The following is a 21,462-nucleotide window of genomic DNA, read 5'->3' as shown; positions in this document are numbered from 1 at the left end:
TCCACCTTATTAACGTTGGCCCCAACTTTTTTAAATTCGATGTGGATTTACCTCTGAAACTGCCAAGAACTTTACACGAAGGTGTTCAAAATGAAGGACGCGAAGGCCCGGCTCATCGACATGTTCTTCACCGAGGAGGCCATCCTCTTCGGTCGCTTCGTTCTCACCTCCGGCAGGGAGAGCGACTACTACATCAACGTCAAGAAGCTCTCCACGAATCCCATGGCGCTGAGGATAATCGCGAGGCTGATGGCGGAGAGGGCCAAGGCCCTTGGCATCGAGTTCGACCGCGTCGCCGGCCCAGAGCTTGGAGCTGTGCCGATAGCGACGGCCCTATCGCTGGAAACCGAAAAGCCCCTCGTCATAGTCCGCAAGAAGCCCAAGGGACACGGCACCGGGAGCCAGATCGAGGGAGAGGTAAAGCCCGGCGAGAAGATTTTCCTGGTCGAGGACGTGACGACCACCGGTGGAAGTGTACTGCGCGCGGCCGAGGTTCTAGAGAAGGCTGGAGCGGAGATAGTGGCAATAAGCGTGGTGGTCGACAGGGAGGAAGGAGCCGGCGGGAGAATCGGGGAGAGGTACCGGTTCATACCCCTGGTCACGGTTTCAGAGCTTTTTGCCCGCAGGGGCTCTGCCGGAGTGGAGGAATGAGATTATAGCCTCGTAGAGCCTGTAGAGGAGGCCGTCTCTTTTCTTCCTTCCGAATATCCACTCGTCGAGAACCGAGCCTGCCTCGCTTATGGCCTTTGAAGCGGGTGCGTGCGGCGCGTAGTCCAGAACCGGCCGCCCCATGTTCGTTGCCTCCGGAACCTTGTAGTCGTAGGGTATTATGCCGACGACGGGAACGTCGACGCTGTACTCGAGGAAGTCCACCACGTCGTCGATGTTGGCCGAGGATTCCCTGACCTTGTTGAGGATGACGCCCACCTTCAGGCCGTAGGCCTCTCCCAGGGCCTTCAGCTTGATGACCTCGTTCTCCACCATCTTGTGTACCGAGTGTATCGGGCAGCGCTCTATCTCGAGTATGATGAGCTGGTACTGGGCGAGCCTGAACGTCGATATGGTGTCGAAGGGTATGCCGACGGGGGAGTCTATTATCGTCAGCTTGTATCTGGCCGAGATTTCCCTCACTATGTTCCTGAGGCGCTTGTTGTCGAGGTCAAGAACGTCGTACAGCCTTGAACTTCCGGGAAGAACGTCAACGCCGGTGTTCACATCATGATACACCGCGTTGAGAACCCGCATGTCCGGGTTCTTTAGAAGGGTATGGAGGTTGTAGACGGGGTTGTATATGCCGAAATGAAAGGCGAGCTTTGGCAGGTACAGGTCACCGTCTATGACAAGCGTTTTGTAACCGTTCTTGGAGAAGTAGGTGCTTAGATTGGCGGTCATGGTGGTCTTCCCTGCACCGCCCCTTCCAGTTATAACGACTGATACCACCTCTAGCCCTCCGTCCGTCCTTGTTATTCTCAGGCAAAAATTATTGAAAGGAATCAGAGGTAATCCTCTATGGTCTTGGCCTTGACCATTATTGAAGCCTTCTTCTGGCCGTAGAAGACCTCCACTAGGCCGTCGGATTCAAGCTGCTTAACGGTTTTGAGAACCGCAGGCATTGGAGTCTCAAGCTCGGCGCTCAACGTCTGAAGCGCCACGGCCCTCTTCTTGGTAGCAAGGGTTTTGTAAACAACATCCTTACGCCTGCCGAACATCAAGGGCACCGATATCTAATTACTTCCTCCTACTAAATAAACCTTCTGGGGGCGGGTTTGGCACATGTACGAAGGGCAGGTTTATAAGGCGCCCGCTGGATGAAAAACCATGCGGGGAGTCGTCGAAAGGCTTGACCTGGAAGGTCTGGGCGTTGTGAGGCTGGGGAAAAGGGAGATTCACGTTCCGTTCACCGCACCGGGTGACGTCGTGGAAGTTAGGAGATGGCGGAGGAGGAAGAGAACGCTCATAGCCACGGATTTTGACGTCGTGGAGCCCTCCCCAAACAGAACCGAGCCCAAGTGCCCATACTTCGGAACGTGCGGTGGTTGCCTCCTCCAGCACATTCCCTACACGGAGCAGGTTAGGTTTAAATCCGACAAGCTATCCAAGATTTTGGGCTTTGATGTCGAGGTTATCCCATCCCCATGGATATACGGTCATAGAAATCGCATTGATGTTGTCATTTCGACGAGAGGAATAGGCTTCAGAAGGCGCGGAACCTGGTGGGACGCGGTTGACATCGAGTGGTGCCCCGTCTTCGGCGAGTCCAGCGGAAGGGTCCTCCGCTCCCTTAGGGAGTTCATCGAGGACTTCAGACCGAGCCTCTATGAGATACGGGGGAACGAAGGCTTCCTCAGGTACATCGTCATCCGTGAGGGCAAGTTCACGGGCGAGCTGATGGTTAACCTAGTTACCTCGGAGGGCGAGCTCCCCCAGGAGTTCCCGGAATACTTCGACTACGCGACCTCCGTCTACTGGAGCGTCAACAGAACCCCCAGCGACGTCTCCTACGGCGAGATAGAGCGCTTCTGGGGAAGCGAGTTCATAAGGGAGAGGCTCGATGACGTGACCTACCTGATACATCCCAACAGCTTCTTCCAGACGAACAGCCACCAGGCCGTAACGCTGGTTAGGAAGGTGGCCGAACTGGTCGATGGCGGGAAAGTCCTCGACCTGTACTCCGGCGTTGGGACCTTCGGCATCTACCTCGCCAAGAGGGGCTTCGACGTGGAGGGAATCGAGGTCAACCCCTTCGCGGTGGAGATGGCTAGGAAGAACGTCGAGCTGAACGGCGTTGATGCGACCTTCAGGGTCGGCGAGGACAAGGACGTCGAAAATCTTTCGGAATACGAGACGATAATAGTTGATCCGCCAAGGGCGGGGTTGCATCCCAAACTGATAAAGAAAATCTTAAAAGACAAACCGCAAAGCATCGTTTACGTCTCCTGCAATCCAAAGACCCTCAAGGCCAACCTCGATGAACTGGTAGGAATTTACTCTCTAGAAACCGCAGTGGGAATTGACATGTTCCCGCACACGCCCCACGTGGAGACGGTTGTCAAACTTAAACTCAAGGTTTAACTTTAGAACCAATAGGTTCAAAAACTTAATATACCTAGTCTGCATAGCTCTAAACAGAGGTGATGAAAAATGCTTGATGAAAGAGACAGGATTATAATCGAAATGCTCACCAAGGATGCCCGCACTCCGTTCACGGAGATAGCCAAGGTTCTTGGCATAAGCGAGACGGCGGTCAGGAAGAGGGTCAAGGCCCTCGAGGAGGCGGGTGTCATAAGGCAGTACACCGTCGTGGTGGACCCGTCGAAGCTTGGCTACAACCTCGTCAGCCTGACGGGTGTTGACACGCTTCCTGAAAGGATATTCGACGTTGCAAGCAAGCTGAAGGAGTTTGAGTTCGTCAGGAGCGTCTACCTCACCAGCGGCGACCACATGATAATGACCGAGGTCTGGGCCAAGGACGGGGAGGACCTCTCCGACATAATCTCCAACAAGATAGGCAAGATAGACGGCGTTACCAAGGTCTGCCCGGCGATAATCCTTGAAAAACTGAAGTGAGCCCCTCTTTCTTTTTAATTCTGACAATAAGAAAAGAGAAGGTGGGTTTCACTCCATCGCCGATTCTAGAATCGCTACAGCTTCTTTGATCTTTACGTAGGCCTCCCTTACCTCATAGATTCTTGGGATGACGCCCCTCATAGTCCAGAGGGTCAGGCGCAGGTGCTCCAGGCTTTCTTCGTTCCAGGCGTGGAGGAGCATGTCAACGGCCTCGTTGTAAGCCTGCATCGCCGAGGTGAGAGTCTCGTTGTCAACTCCCGCGTTGGAGGCTTCCTCGTAGAGTTCGTTGAAGTCGTCGCTCTCAGAGAAGAACAGGTTGGTCCAGATTATCGCCATCCTGTAGTACGTGTTGTAAACGGCCAGCGGGGAGCCCTGGGCTGCTCCCACAACGTGAACATCAACGGGTGGCAGGCCGTCTATCGTAACGCTGTACGTCCCCGGAGCGTTGAGGGTGAGGTCGAACGTCACGGTTGCCGATTCTCCGGGCAGGAGCGCTCCCTTTTCGGTTTCGTTGACGTTTCCGTTGACCTTAAGCTCGGCGGTGTATCCAATTGGAATCTCGTTGGTGTTCTCGACGGTGGCGGATACGGTTATCGTGTCCCCCGGTGATACCACGGTTTTACTCACCTGAAGGTCTGAGTATGTGGCCTCGGGGGTTTCCCCGATCCAGGGGTCGAAGTGAACGTAATCATAGATGGAGTCGCCACTTCCTGCGGGGATTTCTCCGTGATAGGCCATGTCGGGAATCGCACTCGGCCCGTCCTCGGCACCCCACCAGTTGAGGGTTGCGTTGACCCATGCCGGGCTGATGTCATGGAAGGACGTCCTAACTCCGATGCCGTTCCCGAGTATGCTGTTGTAGTGCACCTCAATCCCGCTACTGTCCCACACGAAGACACCACTTGAGTATCCGCTGATGTAGGTGTGAGTGATGTTTACACCCTCCGTCTTGTAAAGTGTGATTCCCGACTGTATTCCACTTATTATGATGTTGTAGTGTATCCCAACGTTCTGGGACCCGTGGGTGTTTATTCCCTGGGTGTTGTTGATGAAGACGTTATGAACAACGGTCGTGTTGGTGGTTGAGTGGAGGTTTATCCCGATGGAGTTTCCGGAGAGCTCGTTCCCCTCGGCAATGCTTGAGACGAGGTCTCTCAGGTGAATGCCGTAGTTGCTCCTCGAGACTTTGTTGTTTCTAACTGTGCCGTTCTCGAGCTCATACACAAAAATACCGAAGGTGCAGTCCATGACCACGTTGTCCTCTATAACGGTACCGTCGGAGTGGTCAACATAGATGCCGGACTGGTAGTTGGAGACAAAGTTTCCTTTGACAACGACCTTTTCGCGGGTGTAGCTCTTCACCGCGGACATGTTCTGAACATCTCTTGTAAAGGTGTTGTTCTCCACCATGAGGGAGACCATGCTGTTGTAGCTGGCCAAGATGTCGTACTGATAGTTGTCGGTGAATACGTTGCCGCGGATGACGGCGTTGGTAACTCTTGCGGTACCGGGGAAGTGAATTGCGGCGGTGTAGGAAACGCCCTGTGCGGTTTTTATGAACCTGCTGTTCTCGACGAGGATGCTATCCACGGTTCCATCGATGACAATCGCCTGCCTGTTGAGCTCCTGGAAGGTGTCGCTCCTAAACGTCACGTCCTTGGAATCGTACACGTAGACGCCGACGCCCGAGCCAAGGGGTCCGAGGATGCTGTTCTCTATCGTCACGTTGGTGACGTTCCTCACGACGAAGAAGTCGGGTATGCTGCTGTGGGTCATGTTGAGGCCTGAAATCACCACATCCTGGGTGTTCAAGATGTTGATTGCAGTTTTCACGACGGGCATTCCCTCACCGAGTATAGTGAGGGGTTTTGTGATCCAAATGTAGAACTGAGGCTCGTAGGTTCCCGGAAGGACGTGGATGACCCCTCCGGGGCTCACGATACTAACCGCGGTCGCGATGCTGTCCACATGGTTGGCGTCGTACCAGTCCGCTGGGGCGTCGTCATCAACCCATACCTCGGGGTAGCTCGGGGCGGCGGAGGCCAAGTTTACAAAACTTGGGACGACCGCCACGAGAAGAAGAACCACAGTTAGAAGGCTAAGGGCTTTTTTCATGTTATCACCCCAATACATCAAAACAATTTGGACAAAATTGTATTTAACAATTGCTACTTAAAAACGTCCCTTTGGGATTGTATAAATGAACGCCTTGAAGTTTGTTAATAATGAGCTTATACGCATCGCGTCATCCCGAAAGTATGTAAAAAACGTCCTATCCGGTAGAGACTCTGGAGAAGATAACCCTAGAAGTTAAGGGCGCGGGAATTATGGTGCGGTGGCCGGGATTCGAACCCGGGTTACCGGCTTGGGAGGCCGGTGTCCTGGACCAGGCTAGACTACCACCGCTCCGTCCAGCCCGGTATTATTAACCATCCGTGCCTTTAAAAGTTTTACCTACGTCCTCCGACTTCCTGGCGACGATGAGCCTCACGACGCCCCGGTAATGGCTTTCCTCGTGTTCAACCTCGAAGTATCTTCTCACGAGTTCGTGGGTTTCCCTCAGCGTGTTGTCTCCCAAGAGCCAGCCGAGGAGAAGGTCGAGGGGCTTCAGAAAGAGCCAGTTCAAAAGCCTGCAGTCGCTCTTCGTGTGCTCCAAGAAGATCGCCCTCCCGCCGGGCTTGAGAACGCGGTGAATTTCCTCCATGGCTCTCTCGGGATCTGGTACCGTGCAGAAGACGAAGGATGAAATGACCGTATCGAAGCTCTCGTCAGGAAACTCGAGCCTCTCGGCATCCATTACGTAAAACCGGGCGTTGAGGCCCAGTTCTTTGGCCTTCCTCTTCGCTATTTCAACCATCTCGGGGACGGCATCAACGGCGTGGAGCTCAATCCCCTGGGGATAGTAATGGAGCATCTTCCCAACGCCTACTCCAACTTCAAGAGCCCTACCACGGACAAAGGCTGCCGCCTTCTTCCGGAGTGGGCAGAAGAACCTGTCCAGAGGTTTTTCCAGGACCTCGTAGCGCTCCCCGAGCCTCGCGTACTTCTCCCTGAAGCTCATGTCTGAGGGTTGATCCTCCCCGTTAAAACTCTAACTGGACAGTTTCGTGGAGTCGGCAGGCTTTTAAGGTCTCAGTCCAAAGCCGACCCGGTGATGCTCATGCCGTACCTGCTCATAGAGCACCTAGAGGAACTGCGCGACTGGGTCCTGCTCGAGTACAGGCACGCGAATGAGTGGTGGGGAGAGAGACTGATATTCACGAACGTGGAGCCCCACGAAAGGGAAGAACTCGCGAAGCTGGGGAGCGTTTTGGCCCAGAGCGTCACGGAGTTCCCCTTCGACCGCTCGAAGCTCATAATCCTCGACCCTTTCGCTGAGGAGGAGCTGAAACCTGAGGATATAGAGGAGGACAGCATAATCGTCGTCGGCGGAATCCTCGGCGACTTCGAGTTCACGGGGAAGACCAAGAAGTTCATAACCGAGAAGATTGAAGGGGCAAAGGCGAGGCACATCGGAAGCGTGCAGTTCTCCATAGACGGCTCGGCGATAGTCGCGAAGCTCATCTCGGAGGGAAAGAGGCTCGACGAGATTGAGTACGAGCTGAACCCGACGATAAGGCTGGACGAGTTCAGCGAGATAACGCTCCACTACGCCGTGCCGAAGCTGGACGGAAAGCTTCTCCTCACGCCGGGCCTCATAGAACTCCAGAAGAGGGAGCTGGGGTACACCGAAGCGGATGAAAAGATAAGTGACGAGGAACTTGAGGCGTTTTTCGAGGGGAGGGGGGAGATTTAGTCCTTTATTAGTCTCTTTTATCAAACTGGTATTCGTGTCTATGTGGGTCTTCTTTGAGTAAAGTTTATTAACTATTGATGCTAGTTAAAAATGATAATCCTCCTGTAGAGAAGCAACCGGAGGTCGCCACCATGGGAAGGGGCGCCGTTAGTGGGGTACTCCTTGGCTTGATTTTTGTCAGTTTGATGTCGTCCCCATTTACCGCTTCAGCAGTAAACAGTGAAGGGATGGGTTTCCTTTTCATTAACGTGCCTGAGGGGACCGGGATAACCGTCGCCGGAGTCGGCTCATACGAAGGTCCAGTTGCCCTGGAACTATCCCCTGGCAGATACACCGTGGAGATTAGAAAAGGCGTTGAAATCGTTGCGGAGGTATTCGTAACCCAGAACAATGTCACCGTGCTCCACATCGACCCCGGGATCATCAAAACCGCGGTTTCAGGCGACGGAGTAGTCTCCGTCAAGGCGGTACTCAACGAGAGCGCCAACTACAGCAGGGAGAAGCTCAACCCGCCCTTCAACCCGTTCTTCTTCCCGGGAGGTTGCGGCGGGGGCTTTCCCTACATCAACATATCCAAGCCCTACCCCATGAGCCTTCTCGTCAGGGGAAGGGAAGAAATCTACCTGATCCTCAACGGGACCTTCATGCACCTCGGGGACGACGAGGGAAAGGCCTGCGTTTCCTACGTTGTGGTCTATCCCGGAAGAGGAGAGCACTTGGAAACGGTCGAGAACGCCACGTATCTCGTCCCGTGGGCGCGGCTGGAGGTAAGCTCGAAGCCGGAAGGCCTAACCGTTTACATCAACGGCGGTTACAGCAGGTACATTCTTTACACACCGATAGGCCTCTACGTGCCTGCAATTCCTCACGACGTTTACAACGCCACTGCTCGCGGTTTCCACAGGGTTATTCAGATTCCGGTAATCCACAGGCTTGAGAACCACCGCGTCGGGGTGGCGGATGGAAACTATCTCGTTGAGAGCATCGTTAAGGTCTCCCCCAGCGGAAACTACTCAGTCAACGTGGACATGGACAAGGTCAAACTTGCCCTCAGGGTGGAGAGGACATCCGTGGAAGAGTTCCCTATAGCGATGAAACACTTAGTGAAGAAGGCTCCAGCAGAGAAGTCAATCGAGTTAAATGGCGACTGTACTGTCTCACTAGAGTCCATGACGGAAGATGTCCCCATAGCAGCTCTTGTAAGACTGTCTCACAAAATCGAATTCGTGCTTTAACGCCTTTCCCACTCCTTTACTGTTTTTTCTATTTCCCTCCAGACCCTCTCCCTGTCGGCTTTATCAACCACAAGAAAAACGTCCTGAACGCTCCCATTGCTCTTGGCGACGAGCTTCAGGCCGGTCCGGGTTTCCCGTGAGACCTTTATCTCAAAGCCCCTTGAATCGCTCGCGTAAATCCTTCCCGGGATTACCTTCTTGACGCCGGGTATGGCGGCTATCATCTCCAGCGGCTTCTCAAGGCCCTTAAGGAAGTGGTGCTCTCTCTTGACGCCTTTCTTGAAATGCTTGGGCATGTTCCTTAGAACGCCCGCCGGGTTTTTAGCGTTTTCTCAGGAGGATCACCAGAATCACTGTGGAGATCAGAACCGCAGCGATTAGGGCACTGACCGGAGCTGAGAGCCTGCTCTCACCGCTGCACGGGCATTCATCCCTGGCCACCACCTTTTGGGCCAGCGGTTTGAATGAGTACCCGTCCGTGGAGAGGAGGGGGATTGCCTTCAGCTCCCCGTTGTAGATGAACCCGTAGACCGGCTTCAGGTCTTTTGGGCTGACGTTCTCAATTGTGTGGGTCTTGTAGGGGTTCTTGGCAACGAAGGTCAGGGTGCTCTTGGTTGTACCGTTGCAGCTCTCCCTGTGGTAGCTGATGGTTGGGGGAAGGATGAGTAGATAGTTTTCCATAAACACCCCGAGAAGAAACTCGGCCTCTGAGGGGTCCTGGAGGTAAGGCAACACGTCCTTCAGCGGAATCCTGTAGGTCTTTGAGCCGTTTGAGAACACAAGCTCGTCGTTTTTCAGAACCCCGTTAACCATACTCGGTCGTTGAACCTTGGGCCATGGCTTCCACTCGATTTCCTCGACCTCCTTTATCCCCTCAGGCGAGAGCCGGAACCTTCTGATGCCGTTCTTGCAGTGGAGGGTGAGTAAATCCGGGCCTAGGTTGAAGTTGCAGTCCGGCGATGCGTTTATGGCCCCTATCTTCTCTATTGAACACGCAATGTGGTACACGTCAAGGTGACCGTTCTTCATCGCCGCCGCGTATGGAAGGAGAACTCTCAGGCGGTACGGCGAACTCACGCCCCCGAGTTGCTGGAAGCACCCGCGATAACCCCTCCAGACGCTGACGCCTTTGTCCTCGTTGAAGTAATGGGGGAGGTAGACGCCGTTCCTGTTCGACGTTACCCAGAGCTCGTATAGGTATCCTACGTAGTAGATTCCGCTCCCGTTTGCGTAGAGGGCTATGTAGTGGCAGCAGTCATCTTGGACGTCCCCGCAGCATTCCACTCCGCAGTGTCCCCCCGGGCTCAGTGGAATCCATTCCATCAGAATCAGGGCATCGTCCCCGTTCCCCGCTATTTTAGAGTGCACGAGAACGAATCCTGTGGCTAAAGCATACTGCGAAGTAAGGAGCAGGAGGAGCAGCACGCCGAACTTAAGTTTCATCGCCCATCGGGTGTGTTTTACTCCACGAAGATAAAAACTTTGCTATTGTCTCCTCACCATGAGGAACCAGGCGAAGCCTATCAGCGCCAGCAGGACCACCGCCGCCCAGAACTCGAGGGCATAAGTTCTCGGCACCTCGCACCCGATAAACCTCACGCCATCGGCCTTTACCAGGAACCTGCTTCCTGTCGGCTCTCCGAGGGGAAAGGGCCTCAGCTTCCCGTTGTAGTACAGGACGTAAACGTCCGCGGTGTCGCTGACGGCAACGCTCTCGTTGCCGAACTCCAGCAGTTCTCCGGTGGAGTTGGCGTTGGGGGCGAAGTAGTGGGTAACGCTCGGGGGTACCAGCAGGAGGGCGTTCTCAAGCCTGTACACCCTGAGGTGCCCCGCCTCCTCCCGCGCCCACAGATATTTCCCCACGGAATTCAGCGGAAGTTCGATGTTCCCTTCGGGAATGCGGAGGGCGTCGCCGGAGACGTGGACGGCCATGGCAGTGGGTGGTTTCTCGGGCGAGTCCCCGACCAGTCTGATGTTATTTCCCTCCTTGACGATGGTCACACCCCTGAAGTAGGTTCCGCTCTCGGCCTCCCTCAGGTCCAGGGTTCCGACGGTTACGTTCCTGGCGATATTGGCGGCCAGGACTTCGTTCTCCGAGACCTGCACGACGAGGTACGGAACCGCAACGGCGAATGCTGGGGCCGAGTCGTTGTTCCGGGATTTGACGGTGAGTATCCTCTCAAAGCAGCCCTCCCCCATTCTGTAAACCTCTACCGAGCCTTCATTGGGTATGAATGCGTAGTAGAAGCCCCTGTACCAGTAGACCACGGGCTCTTCCAGGGAGTTCCCTATGAGGTACGCCCCGCTCGAGTTGACGTAGAAGTTGTAGTAGGAGTAACCGGTGGGCACGAGCGTACCGCTCATCGAGGTTGAGTACGGAACGTACACGAGCGAGAGCAGGGCGGAGTCACCGTAGGCAGCAACGACGTGGAGGTCTAGGCTCTCCGCCCCGAGGTAGTCGGCTGAGGCCCCCGGCAGGAAGGAAATGAGAACCGAGATAACCAGGAGATGGCTGAAAAACCTCCTCATACTCAGGCCCTCTTCCTGACCTTGACGGCGACGCCCTTCCTTGCTCTGACCATCTCCTCTCCGGCCAGAACGGCCTTTCCGACGCCGACAACCTTGCCGTCCCGGACTATGCCGACTATGTCGTCCGGCCGTATAGCCGGGTCCGCCTCGTCAACGCCGATCGCGAAGACATCACCGCGGAGCTCGAAGTCAATCTTCACCCAGTATGATTTGAGGGAGTCGTATATCCTCTGCATTCCGAATGGGGTGACGCTTATCACTCCGTCCTTGAAGGTTCCCGTCTGCTGATTTTCAACGAAGAGGCGGAGCATCTTGGAACCCCTGACCCTGCCGTTCTCTGGAAGGACCGCCTCTCCGGCTCCGGGGCCGAAGTAGAAGTCGAAGACCTTCCTTATGCCCTCGAAGTAGCGGTAGGTTCTGTCCTCCTTCGTTCCCTCGAGCTCGAACTCCCTTAAGGTTTCGGTGAGGGCTTTGAGGCTCTCCCTGCTCGTGGTGCCGTTCTCGACGCGGGTGAAGGTTATCTCCCTCCCGCTCAGCTCGGAAGCGAGCTTTGCAATCTCAACGTAGGCCTCGTCGAGGTGCGCTATAATCGGAATCTCCTTCGGGTACTTCTCGAGGGTTTTCGCGAGGAGTTCTGCCGCTGGCCTTATCTCCTCCTCGCTCCAGTGGCCGGTAACGACTATGTCGTACTTTGCCAGCCACTCCCATTCCCTCGGCACGACGCCGAAGGGTGAGGTGAGTATGAGCTCGTGAACTTTGCTTATTCCAGAGCCGAGGGCCTCTTTGACCGCCCTCCTGTAGAGCGTGTGTGAGCGTGAGAAGGAGTAAGGCTTCTTGGCGGAGCACGGGAAGAGTAGAACCAGCTCGGTGTTCCTCGGCGGGACGAAGCGCTCGGCAACGCGTTCGTGCCACCTCCTAACTTCCGGCCTTCTTATCGAGGCGTCGCTTATGAAGTAGACGGTCTCCTTCTGGATCGGGGTGTACTTCTCGAGGTAATCTCCGTGCTCCATGTCGGCTATCCTCAGTATCCCCGCGTGGTACTGGGTGTTGAAGAAGTTCTCAACTAGATAGCGGAGCTTGCCCTCCTGGAGGGCCTTTCTCACAAGGAGTATGGTCTCACGGGCGAAGTCGAGGGAGTTCGGCTCTTCCTTCCAGAGGAACGGGCTGTACCCGGTGAACCCCTTGCCGTCGAAGTCGTACAGCTTGAGCGAGCGCGTGTCGAAGGCATCAACGCCGAGGTAAACGGCCAGGGGGTAGAAGAAGGGTTCCAGATCGGCTATTATCATGACGTTGGGGAACCTCTCGCGGAGCTCCCTCAGAATCCTCACGAAGTAGCGGTATTCCCTTATTAGAATCTTCGAGTTGCCGAGGTAGACGGCGTCGAAGTTGTAGCGCTCGATTATCTTGAAGAACTCGCTCAGATATTCCGTTCTCCTCAGGGCCGGCAGGTAGAATGCGTTGAAGCCCCCGTAGTTTACGCTCCAGAGCCTTCCGAGGGCCTTCTCTATAACCTCGTCCGGCGTGTAGAAGCCGAGCGGGATTGCGGGGGCGAGGTTGAAGTCGTACTCCCCGGGCTCAGCGGGATGGAAGAAGGAGTTGAACGGGGAGAGTGTAAACTCTACCCCTGCCAGTGCGGGGGTTTTGAACGAGTACTCCCCGAGTCTTACGAGGCCCAGCCTTCCAGGCCCCTCGTGCCTGATGACCTCCATAGCCAGGCCTCAGACGAGGTTGTACCTCTGTAGGAGGAGCAGTTCGTCGAGGGTGAGCTTCTCGCCCTTCTTGAACTTCTCGAGGGCCTCGACGGCCTTCTCGAAGCTGGCATCCTTCTTGGAGCGCATCCTGGCAACGAGCCTGTAGGCGATGAGCTCCTTGTGCCTCTCGTCGTACTCCCTTATCTTCTTCTCGATCTCACGGAGCTCCTTTCTGACTTCCTTGATCTTCTCCCTGAGCTCAACGACCTTGGCGTGGTATTCGTCGGCCTCCTTCTTGACCTCGTCCGCCTGGTTGAAGGCCTTTATCATCTGCTCGTGGAACTGCTGGCTCTGGTTGGCGAGCTTCTGTATCTCCATGCTTATGGCCCTCCTGGCCTTCTTGAGCTGGTCCACCTTCTTCCTGGTCTCCTGGAGCTTGGTATGGAACCTCTGGGCCTGCTGGAGTATCTCGAGTTCGGTGGCAAGGACCTGAATCTGGTCGACTATCTGCTTCTCCCTCTCCGGCGTTATGTTCGGGTTGGTCTGGAGCTCCCACTCCAGCTTCTCTATGCGCTCCTGTATCTTCTCGGGCGGCATCTTAAGGCGCCTGAGCTGGTTGTACTCGTCCCTCTTCGTCCTGTACTCGAGTATCTCCTGGTAGAGGAGGTCGAGCTTCGCGTTTATCTCCTCGCGGTTCTTCTTGAGCTCCTGTATCTGGGCGTTGATTTCATCCCTCTTGGCTTTATACTCGCGCCCCTTCTGGCGGAGCTCCTTGACCTCGTTGTTCTTCTCGTCCCTCTTCTGAATCCAGATTTGAAGCTCCTTATCAAGCTCCTCCAGTTTGGCCCTTATCTCATTTCTCTCCTTTTCAAGGGCCTCAATCTCCCTCTTGATCCTCTTAATTTCCTCTGGGTCCACTTTCGCTTGCATCTCTCTTCCCCTTCCCTCTTTTTAGAACAGCCCGTGAGCTTACTCCAAACATCTGGACTGAAAACGGTGAGAGTAAATAAAAACTTTTTGGCTGAAATTTTGTGAGTCCTTCAAAAATGGTGGAAGTAGGGGAAATCTCGAATCCTCAGGAGCTTTCGCCCCTCTGTGTGTACGGCATGAATTCTACGGTGCCCCTCTGCTTCATCGGCTGCTTGTAAAGCTCCATGAGGGCATAAACCTCCTCAGGAACGTCCGTTTCAACGTGAAGTCCAAGCTCCTTCGCGTGCTCGTAGGTAATCGGATAATCGTGCGTCCACCTGCCCTCGGTGAGTATCTGTGCCAGCTCCTTGGCCTTCTCCTCTCCATACCTGTCCTTCAGGAGGTTGTAAACGAAATTCCTCACCTGCTTGATGGCCTTCTCGGCGACATCGGCGAGAATTAGCGTTTGATCGTCAACCTTGTCAACGCCCTTCTTCTCAACGGCCCTCACTATGCTCGGACCCGGATACTGGCCGAGCTGCGGGTCAACCGGGCCGAGAACCGCGTGCGGATCCATTATTATCTTGTCGGCCGCGAGTGCGATGAGTGTTCCGCCGCTCATGGCGTAGTGGGGGACTATAACGTGGGTCTCAGCCGGGTGATCGTGGAGGGCCTTCGCTATCTGCGTGGCTGCTAAAACAAGCCCTCCAGGCGTGTGGATTATCAAATCAATCGGCTTGTCCTTGGGGGCGGAACGGATGGCTCTCAGGACTTCCTCGCTGTCCTCGACGCTTATGAACTTGTAGAAGGGTATCCCGAAGAGTCCTATGCTCTCCTGTCTGTGAATCATTGTTATTACCGTTGATTTTCGCTTTTCCGAGAGTCTTTTGAGGAGCTTTGCCCTGGCTAACTGCAAACTTCTGTACTGCATTTGAGGCCACAGCAGGATGTACATGAAGAACAACCACCACAGCAGCGAACCGAAGAATCCGGTGGCGGCCTCGCTCATGTTATCACCGAATAAAGAAGGAAGGGGAGATATTTATAGGCTTTGGTTCAGCCCTTTATGACCTGCGTTCCGGTCTTTCCTTCAAGGGCCTCAACGGCTCTGTCGAGCGCCGCTATAACGGCCCTCTCGCCGCCCCACTCGACGAAGCGCATGGCAGCCAGAACCTTTGGCCCCATGCTGCCCTTCTTGAAGTGCCCCTCCTCGTAGTATTTCCTGAGCTCCTCGACCGTGACCTTCTCGAGCCACTTCTCATCCGGTTTGCCGAAGTTTATAGCGGCTCCGTTCACGTCGGTCAGAATCATGAATATGTCAGCGTTGACCTCCTCGGCGAGCCTCTCTCCGGCCAAGTCCTTGTCTATGACTGCCTCGACGCCCCTGAGCTGGCCGTCCTCCTCGATGACGGGAACTCCACCGCCTCCGCTGGCTATGACTATGAATCCCTTCTCAACGAGATCAACTATGACGGGCGCTTCAACGTGGCCCTTTGGATCGGGGCTCGGCACGACGCGCCTCCAGCCCCTACCGGAGTCCTCTATGACGACCCAGCCCTTCTCCTTCGCGAGCTTTTTGGCGGTCTCCTCGTCGTAGAAGGGCCCAACCGGCTTGCTCGGGTGCTGGAATGCTGGATCGTTCTTGTCAACGATGGTCTGGGTGACTATCGTCGCCACCGGCCTGTCTATTCCGCGCCTCTTCAGCTCGTTCCTTATCGCCTGCTGTATCATGTAACCTATCTGCCCCTGGGTCATCGCGCCGGCAACGTCCATTGGCTGGGCCGGAATGCCGTGAGTAGCTTGACCGGCGTCCATGTGAAGGAGGAGCGCCCCGACCTGGGGGCCGTTTCCATGGGTGATTACAACCTCGTAATCCCCGTCGAGGATTATATCCACTATCTGCTTCGCCGTCTTCATGACGTTGGCCATCTGCTCCTCGTAGGTTCCCTTCTGGCCTCGCTGGAGAATAGCGTTACCGCCCAAGGCTATGACAACCCTCTTCATGAGCATCACCTCCGGGATGTATAGATACGCGGGGGAGGATAAAAACGTTCGTTAGGAGCCAGGGCTGTTCACTGGAAAAAGGTTCGGGGGGAGGGAAAATAAGTTGGCAAAGGTAAAGCTAACGGGCCCTCATCCCTCCGAGAGGTGGCGGAGCAGCTCTCCCACGGTCACCTCCGAGGGCACGTCAATGAAACTCCACGGAACGAAGTGAGGCCTCGCCGTCCAGTGTGAAGACGGCGGCCAGGAGCGCATGACGTAGACGTGCCAGGCACCTTCGTTCTTGGATATCCATCCGTACATGTGGTAAATGTCCCAGTACTCCAGACGGACTTCAAAGCCCAGCCTCTGGAAGACCCTCATGAGGTAGTTTCCAACCTCCAGCGTGTGGGGCTCCCGGTAGCGGGGATTCCTCTCCTCCACGGCGAGGATTATCTCGACCTTCCTTCCGTCGAAGTACCAGGTTCCGTTGATTTTCTCAAGGGTGTGGTTCGTGCCATTGAGCATAAGTCTCGCCTTCTCCATCCCCCTCTCGAAAAGGGCCATGCCGCAGTCGGGGTCTCCCCCTGGAGTTAGATTGAAGGCCCCGTAGACATTCCCCACGATGCCTTCTCCCGGATGAAACGGGCCGAGCCTGTCGAATGCAGGAACCGCCCCGGGAATCTCCGAAGCGAGCTCGCTCCTGTTGATGATGTAGTTGAGGGCGAGCCTCACCTCCCTGATGGCGAACGGGTTAAAGTGCAGCTTTCCATACTCGTCCGTTACCACAGGGAGACCGTTCTCCTCAGCAGGGTTCAAAACTGCCCCGTACACGCCATCGGAGGCACGGTAGAGTTTGATCTTTCCCTCCTTGGCATACTCCTGCAGTTTCTGGTAGTGGTCGGTCGAGTAACCCTCCAAGAAGACGTCGTATTCATCGGCGGCAACTTTCTCGATGAGCCCCTCTGCGTAAAGTGCTCCCACGCAGTATATCGTCTCGGCGCTCCCCTCCGCGGGCAGGGTGCCCCCAACAACGTCCCGCCAGCCCTTGAAGCGCTCCATCCTGTAGAAAATGCTCTCCGGCACTGCCTCGGCAAAGACGTAAGGGCCGTTCCCGACGAGGAAGTGACCGTAGATGCTGTGGAAGGTCCTGTCGAGGATGAACCTGACGAAGGCCTTTCTCCAGTCTATCCCGGGAATATCTGGCCCTTTTCCAGTCATCAGCTTAACAATGACCCTATCTAGGTCTTCAAGAGACTTGTTGTCGAAGAGGTCTACCGGGTAATCGTTCTCTGGATAGCCCCAGCTCGAGAGCTCCTCCGGGATGAAAACGTAGTTGGTGCCGTATATCTCATAGCGTCCCTCGTTTGCCACAAGCTCGCCCATGGCCCAGTAGAGCTCCCACGGAAGCTGGGGGTAGAACAGGTATTTACTGGCGAGGAGATCGTCCACCAGTGGCTCCCTCACCCTCAGATAGACCGTGTACGAGCTCCCGTTGAAGGAGAATCCCACGATGTTTGACAGGTTCTCCGCGAGTTCCAGCTTCGGTTCGTAGTAGGGGTCGCCCTGGAAGTCCTCGTAGGCCCAGGTGTAGAGGAACGCTATGTAGTTCTTGATGTCCTCCCCGCTCATCCACGCCCCGTTCTGCCACTGGCCGAGGCCGCAGCGGTAGGTTATCGAGACGCTGTAGTCCTCGCCCCCATGGACGCTCACCCATCCCAAAGTCTGGTTGTAGAGAACCGCCCCCGATGGAACGGTTCCGGATTTTTCGCTTATCTCCCAGGTGCATCTGTACGGGACGTACGTGCCGTTGGAAAGGTAGGCACCCCTGTCGAACGCCCTGCTGAGGAACTGCGCCGGATAATGGTCGAGACCCGCCACCGGGTTGAAGGGCCGGTGGACGCCGCAGGTGTAGACCATGAACGCAGCCCTTAAAAGCCCGTCAGGTGTTTTGGCCGTCATCGGAGTCCATCTGACGTCGAGGCCCCTGTAAGGATCGTAGAGGGGGCTTTCCACACGACTGCTGGCTATGTAAAACCTTCCCGCATCGATGAGCGCTATCCTTGTGCTCTCGTAGGTGTGGAGGGCCGCTATGAGCCTCATCACGTCCCGGTACTGGGACTCCTCGCTCACGTTGTTCCTGGCGAACTCTATGAGGCCGTGCATCGTGAGGTTCGAAATCTCCCCAACGGAGTCCCAGTCCCGGTAGTACTCGAGGCCGAGGAGCTTGAAGGGATCGCTCCGGTCCGCACGCACCATTGGAAGGGCCGTCAGAAGGAGAAGCATAACGAGTGTAACAGCGGCCGCCCTCTTCATGTCTCACCACGTTTCATGGTACGAACTAATGATAAAAAAGAGTTTCGGTGGGGATGTGGAAATTCAGAGGTACCACTCTGAAAAGTTCCCCAGGCCGAGCCTCTCAAGAGTCCTCATGACCCCCAGGGCTATGCCTTCAACCTCCATTCCTCCGGGCGGCTTGTAGGCGTCGCCGACGATGTAAACATCGCCTATCGGGAAGTCCTCAACGGTCTGGCCGCTTGCCACTCTATTCACGGGATTTCCATCGAGGTATGTCTGTATCAGCAGGATTTCCCCTTCCTCATCGAGGTTCGGGAAGATGCGGTAGATGTCCTCTATCCCCTTTCTCTGCTCGGCCTTGACGTTCCTGCTCTGGAGGGCGTGGTGGAGCATTATCAGGGTGTAGCCTTCCTTGGCGAGCTCCGGGCTCAGCGAGGAGGGCTCGTTGTAGCCGTTTATCCTCTCGGTGTCGAGGGTGAAGACGACGGTGTTGCCCATCCTCGGCCCACCCTTCAGTGCCACGTTGTACTTTATCCCCTCGCTCGGCTTCAGTGAATCGACCCGCTTTAGGTAATCGCGGTCGAAGTTCTCCCTACCGATCAGCTCGACGGTCTCCTTTATCCCGACGTTGGAAACCAGCACGTCGTATTGAAGCTCGTCGCCGTCAGAGGTTACGACCTTCTTGGCATCGGCGTCGATTTCAACGGCCCTCTTCCTTGTGATTATCCTTCCGCCGTTGCCGAGGATTATCGAACTCAGCGCCTCGGGAATCGACCTGCAACCACCTTTCACCAGACCAGGCCCGCCCCACCTCAGGGCCGCCTTTATCTCCCTCGCCAGCTCTCCGGCAGGAACGTCCAAGACGCTGTCGGCCCAGCCTAGGAAGCTTTTGATGAAGAGGTCAACGAACTCGTTGTCGCCGACCCTCTCCCTTATCCACTCGCGGCCGCTCATCTCGGCCTCTTCACCGGTCGGCAGTTTGTTCCTCTTTATATCCGCGAGCAGCTTCATGGCCCTGGCCTTCTCGGTGAAGCTCAGGTACTTCCAGCCATCGCGGTAGTGGAAGGTCTTCCCGCCGTAGAGGATCATGCCCTTCGGATTTGAGTTCACGATTTGAACGTCCGCGTTGAGGAGCTTGAGGAGGTGAGCCAAAGGTCCGTCCTCGCCGTGCGGGAGCATGTGAAATGCCCCCGTCGATAGGCCGAAGCCCCTGTATTCCAGATTCGTGAAGCGACCCCCGATGTAGGGCGATTTTTCGATGACGGTGACATCGTAACCGTTTTTGGCCAGGAACGAGGCCGTCAGAAGGCCGCCGATTCCGGAGCCTATTACAACTGCCCTCATTTTTCTCACCTGAAAACCTGGGGGAAGAGGGGAATATAAGGATTGTTCCCAAAGGAAGAAAAAACTCAGAGCCTCCAGTCCACACCGAGGGCCTCGCTGTAGGCGTCGAGAACCCTCTCAAGGTACTCCTTGGCGGTGCCTACCTTGTCAACCCTGAACCTCTCGGCCCAGCGCTCGTTTCCGAACTCCTCGCTTCCCGCTGAAACGAGGTCTATAACGCGCATCGAGTCCCAGAAGGATGGTGTGTAGCCGGCCTTCCTCGCGTACTCTATGAGCCTCTTGAGCTGCTTCCTGGCGTGCTCTTCCATGTCAACGTTCTCCCCGTAGGCGTCCATGAAGAGCGCCTTGAGGACGGGCTTCATCCACCCCCTGTGGAAGCGGCACCAGCCGACGTTGTCGTACCAGAACTCCCAGAGGGCGCTGGCTATGATCTTACTCGCCAGCTCCTCCGGCTCGAGGAAGACGCCGAACTGATAGAACGTCCAGTATCTTCCCTGAATCGGGAGAGGTATGTAGTTGCCTATCGCCCAGTACATCGTCGGCGTCATCTCGCCGTTCTCACCGAGCGGGACGAAGACGCCGTAGTCCTTGAAGCTCTCGCCGTACTTCAGCCTGTCCTTGAAGCGCTCGTCGAAGATCACGCTCGCCTTCCTCTTGCCGAGGCCGATTATCCTGGCTATCTCGTTCTCGGCGAAGGCAACGCGGTGTGCCAGTTCAGCCACAAGCTTGGCGTTGACCTCACTCGCCTCGACCGGGCGCTCGAGGAGTGCCTCCTTCGTGAACTCAGGCTTTCCGCTTATGCCAACTTCCTCCGGCTTGAGCAGGCCGCGGTGGACGAGCTCAAGGACCCAGGCGGCGGTTCCACCGAACTCTATCGCGTCGAAGCCCATTGCATCAGCGGCGTGAACGCTTATGTCGCTGGCGCGGAGGCTTATGCTTCCGCTCAGCGGGCCGTTGGCCTCGTAGGGCTCGTACTCGACGTGGTGGCCGCGGCGGTATTTCTTACACACAACCGGGCACGGCTCGCCACAGGTCGTCCAGTTCTTTGGCTTTATGGCCTCTTCGTTGAAGGGCTCCCAGTAGTGCTTCATGATGTTTTCGTGGATTTTTATGCGCTCCTCCTTTGGAATGTAGGGCATCTGCCAGTTTAGTATCGGAACGAAGTCGCCCTCGGCCGGGTAGTTGCCGCCGAAGGTTCCACCTGTGTTGAGCTTGGGGTTGAAGCGGTATTTGGTCGTCTTCTCGGCTATTATCTCGTTGTAGGGCTTCTTGTGAACGCCCTCAACAATCGCCTTGGAAGTCCCGAAGTTGCCGATGTCCTCACCGGGGAAGGGCCTCTTCCTTGGCTTCCCACCGAAGATTATTCCGACGACGTTGTGCGCCCTCAGGAGAACGCTTCCGGAGCCTCCGCGGGCGGCCCAGTCCTCGCTGCCTACAAGTCTCTCTCCCTTCCGCAGAGCCTGGGAGAATATCGCGCCGTAGTTGGTGTTCAGAGCGGCGGGCCCTACAACGGCTATGCGGTACTCGAAATCGAAGTTCTTTCCGAATGTGTCCAGCAGGTACTGGGTGAGGGCATAGACCCCCTCCTCGCCCTTGTAGCCCCTCCATATCTCAACGACCTTCTCGAGGTCTATCGCGTGGAGTTCTACCCTCACGCTCTCTCCATCGTTGTAGAGCAGAACGACGACGGGCTTCTCTGCCTTGCCCTCGAAGGTCACGAAGTCAACGCCGACGTTCTTGAAGGCGTAGGCCGCTCCACCCATCGCGGAGGGAAACAGCGTTCCGTAGAGCGGTGAGCGGAAGAAGAACATGAGCCTGTGGGCCCCGGGCAGGGTTGAACCTGAGAAGGGCCCCATCCCCATGACCACGACGTTCTTCGGGTCGTAGGGTTCGAGGTCGTATGTCTCGAGACTCTCATGAACCTCTATGCCGTAGTCCAATACCCCATAGATTCCACCTTTTTCCATCTCCTCGCTTTCAACTTTTCCTTCGTCCAGGTTGATCCTGAGAACCGTGAACCTCATATCCCTCACCCCGTATCACTCCCAGTGTTATTTACAATTAATGTATTTAAGAGTTTTGAGAGTTGCGCTGCGTTTTGCCCTTAACAAAT

The 21,462-nt window shown here is 55.8% G+C and carries 19 protein-coding genes and 1 tRNA gene; 5 read left to right on the top strand and 15 right to left on the bottom strand.

Features of this window, described 5'->3' with window-relative positions:
• The first annotated feature begins 90 nt into the window (after window positions 1-90).
• The gene (gene pyrE, locus A3L10_RS07925) at window positions 91-651 is read left to right on the top strand and encodes an orotate phosphoribosyltransferase (RefSeq protein ID WP_088867109.1); all 561 of its coding nucleotides are present in this window, start codon (window positions 91-93) and stop codon (window positions 649-651) included.
• On the opposite strand, the gene A3L10_RS07920 is transcribed toward pyrE, so the two are convergent.
• Together A3L10_RS07920 and A3L10_RS07915 are read right to left on the bottom strand one after the other, a co-directional pair.
• A complete protein-coding gene (locus A3L10_RS07920) occupies window positions 607-1,440 on the bottom strand; it encodes a MinD/ParA family ATP-binding protein (protein WP_088867108.1) in 834 nt (277 codons plus the stop codon). The two genes, pyrE and A3L10_RS07920, sit on opposite strands and share 45 nt — an antisense overlap.
• A gap of 53 nt (window positions 1,441-1,493) precedes the next feature.
• Window positions 1,494-1,709, bottom strand: a complete 216-nt coding sequence (locus A3L10_RS07915; RefSeq protein WP_088181196.1) for a helix-turn-helix domain-containing protein — start codon at window positions 1,707-1,709, stop codon at window positions 1,494-1,496.
• Between the two features lie 109 nt (window positions 1,710-1,818).
• Here A3L10_RS07915 and rlmD point away from each other — a divergent pair, with 109 nt between their 5' ends.
• Window positions 1,819-3,072, top strand: a complete 1,254-nt coding sequence (gene rlmD / locus A3L10_RS07910) for a 23S rRNA (uracil(1939)-C(5))-methyltransferase RlmD (protein WP_088867107.1) — start codon at window positions 1,819-1,821, stop codon at window positions 3,070-3,072.
• A 69-nt stretch (window positions 3,073-3,141) separates the two neighbouring features.
• On the top strand, window positions 3,142-3,567 hold the full coding sequence (lrpA, locus tag A3L10_RS07905) for an HTH-type transcriptional regulator LrpA (RefSeq protein ID WP_088867106.1): 426 nt from the start codon (window positions 3,142-3,144) through the stop codon (window positions 3,565-3,567).
• 48 nt (window positions 3,568-3,615) lie between these two features.
• Here lrpA and A3L10_RS07900 read toward each other — a convergent pair whose 3' ends face one another.
• The 3 genes from A3L10_RS07900 to A3L10_RS07890 form a co-directional block, all read right to left on the bottom strand.
• Complete coding sequence (locus A3L10_RS07900; protein WP_198362067.1) at window positions 3,616-5,682, bottom strand: right-handed parallel beta-helix repeat-containing protein; 2,067 nt, start codon at window positions 5,680-5,682, stop codon at window positions 3,616-3,618.
• 213 nt (window positions 5,683-5,895) lie between these two features.
• Window positions 5,896-5,973: transfer RNA gene (locus tag A3L10_RS07895), tRNA-Gly, on the bottom strand.
• 19 nt (window positions 5,974-5,992) lie between these two features.
• Window positions 5,993-6,628, bottom strand: coding sequence for a class I SAM-dependent methyltransferase (locus tag A3L10_RS07890; RefSeq protein ID WP_088867104.1), 636 nt, complete (start codon window positions 6,626-6,628; stop codon window positions 5,993-5,995).
• A 99-nt stretch (window positions 6,629-6,727) separates the two neighbouring features.
• Between A3L10_RS07890 and A3L10_RS07885 the strand changes: the two genes are divergently transcribed.
• Together A3L10_RS07885 and A3L10_RS07880 are read left to right on the top strand one after the other, a co-directional pair.
• Entirely contained in the window at window positions 6,728-7,363 is a 636-nt protein-coding gene (locus tag A3L10_RS07885; RefSeq protein ID WP_088867103.1) for a hypothetical protein, read from the top strand.
• A gap of 227 nt (window positions 7,364-7,590) precedes the next feature.
• Complete coding sequence (locus A3L10_RS07880) at window positions 7,591-8,598, top strand: hypothetical protein (RefSeq protein ID WP_088867102.1); 1,008 nt, start codon at window positions 7,591-7,593, stop codon at window positions 8,596-8,598.
• Here the strand turns inward: A3L10_RS07880 and A3L10_RS07875 are convergent.
• The 10 genes from A3L10_RS07875 to gor all read right to left on the bottom strand — a co-directional run bounded on the left by A3L10_RS07875 (window position 8,595) and on the right by gor (window position 21,373).
• On the bottom strand, window positions 8,595-8,894 hold the full coding sequence (locus A3L10_RS07875; RefSeq protein ID WP_088867101.1) for a DUF2103 domain-containing protein: 300 nt from the start codon (window positions 8,892-8,894) through the stop codon (window positions 8,595-8,597). The two genes, A3L10_RS07880 and A3L10_RS07875, sit on opposite strands and share 4 nt — an antisense overlap.
• Window positions 8,895-8,919: 25 nt before the next feature.
• Window positions 8,920-10,041, bottom strand: a complete 1,122-nt coding sequence (locus tag A3L10_RS07870) for a hypothetical protein (protein WP_088867100.1) — start codon at window positions 10,039-10,041, stop codon at window positions 8,920-8,922.
• A 42-nt stretch (window positions 10,042-10,083) separates the two neighbouring features.
• A complete protein-coding gene (locus tag A3L10_RS07865) occupies window positions 10,084-11,127 on the bottom strand; it encodes a hypothetical protein (protein WP_088867099.1) in 1,044 nt (347 codons plus the stop codon).
• Window positions 11,128-11,129: 2 nt separating this feature from the next.
• Window positions 11,130-12,836 (bottom strand): archaeosine synthase subunit alpha, encoded by a 1,707-nt coding sequence (arcS, locus tag A3L10_RS07860; RefSeq protein ID WP_088867098.1) that lies wholly within the window; start codon window positions 12,834-12,836, stop codon window positions 11,130-11,132.
• 9 nt (window positions 12,837-12,845) lie between these two features.
• Window positions 12,846-13,748: a coiled-coil protein gene (locus A3L10_RS07855; RefSeq protein ID WP_088181186.1), complete on the bottom strand. Its 903-nt coding sequence runs from the start codon at window positions 13,746-13,748 to the stop codon at window positions 12,846-12,848.
• A gap of 145 nt (window positions 13,749-13,893) precedes the next feature.
• Window positions 13,894-14,736: an SDH family Clp fold serine proteinase gene (locus A3L10_RS07850; protein ID WP_088867097.1), complete on the bottom strand. Its 843-nt coding sequence runs from the start codon at window positions 14,734-14,736 to the stop codon at window positions 13,894-13,896.
• 47 nt (window positions 14,737-14,783) lie between these two features.
• Window positions 14,784-15,731, bottom strand: coding sequence for a carbamate kinase (gene arcC, locus A3L10_RS07845; protein WP_088867096.1), 948 nt, complete (start codon window positions 15,729-15,731; stop codon window positions 14,784-14,786).
• Window positions 15,732-15,860: 129 nt separating this feature from the next.
• Window positions 15,861-18,023 (bottom strand): ABC transporter substrate-binding protein, encoded by a 2,163-nt coding sequence (locus A3L10_RS07840; RefSeq protein WP_088867095.1) that lies wholly within the window; start codon window positions 18,021-18,023, stop codon window positions 15,861-15,863.
• A gap of 63 nt (window positions 18,024-18,086) precedes the next feature.
• The gene (locus tag A3L10_RS07835; RefSeq protein ID WP_088867094.1) at window positions 18,087-19,349 is read right to left on the bottom strand and encodes a phytoene desaturase family protein; all 1,263 of its coding nucleotides are present in this window, start codon (window positions 19,347-19,349) and stop codon (window positions 18,087-18,089) included.
• A 65-nt stretch (window positions 19,350-19,414) separates the two neighbouring features.
• Window positions 19,415-21,373: a glyceraldehyde-3-phosphate:ferredoxin oxidoreductase gene (gene gor / locus A3L10_RS07830; RefSeq protein WP_088867093.1), complete on the bottom strand. Its 1,959-nt coding sequence runs from the start codon at window positions 21,371-21,373 to the stop codon at window positions 19,415-19,417.
• Between the last annotated feature and the right edge of the window lie 89 nt (window positions 21,374-21,462).

The organism is Thermococcus radiotolerans, assembly GCF_002214565.1.
GTDB classification, from domain to species: domain Archaea; phylum Methanobacteriota_B; class Thermococci; order Thermococcales; family Thermococcaceae; genus Thermococcus; species Thermococcus radiotolerans.
The sequence above is the reverse complement of the archived record's forward strand: the minus strand, read 5'-3'. Positions and strand labels throughout refer to the sequence as shown.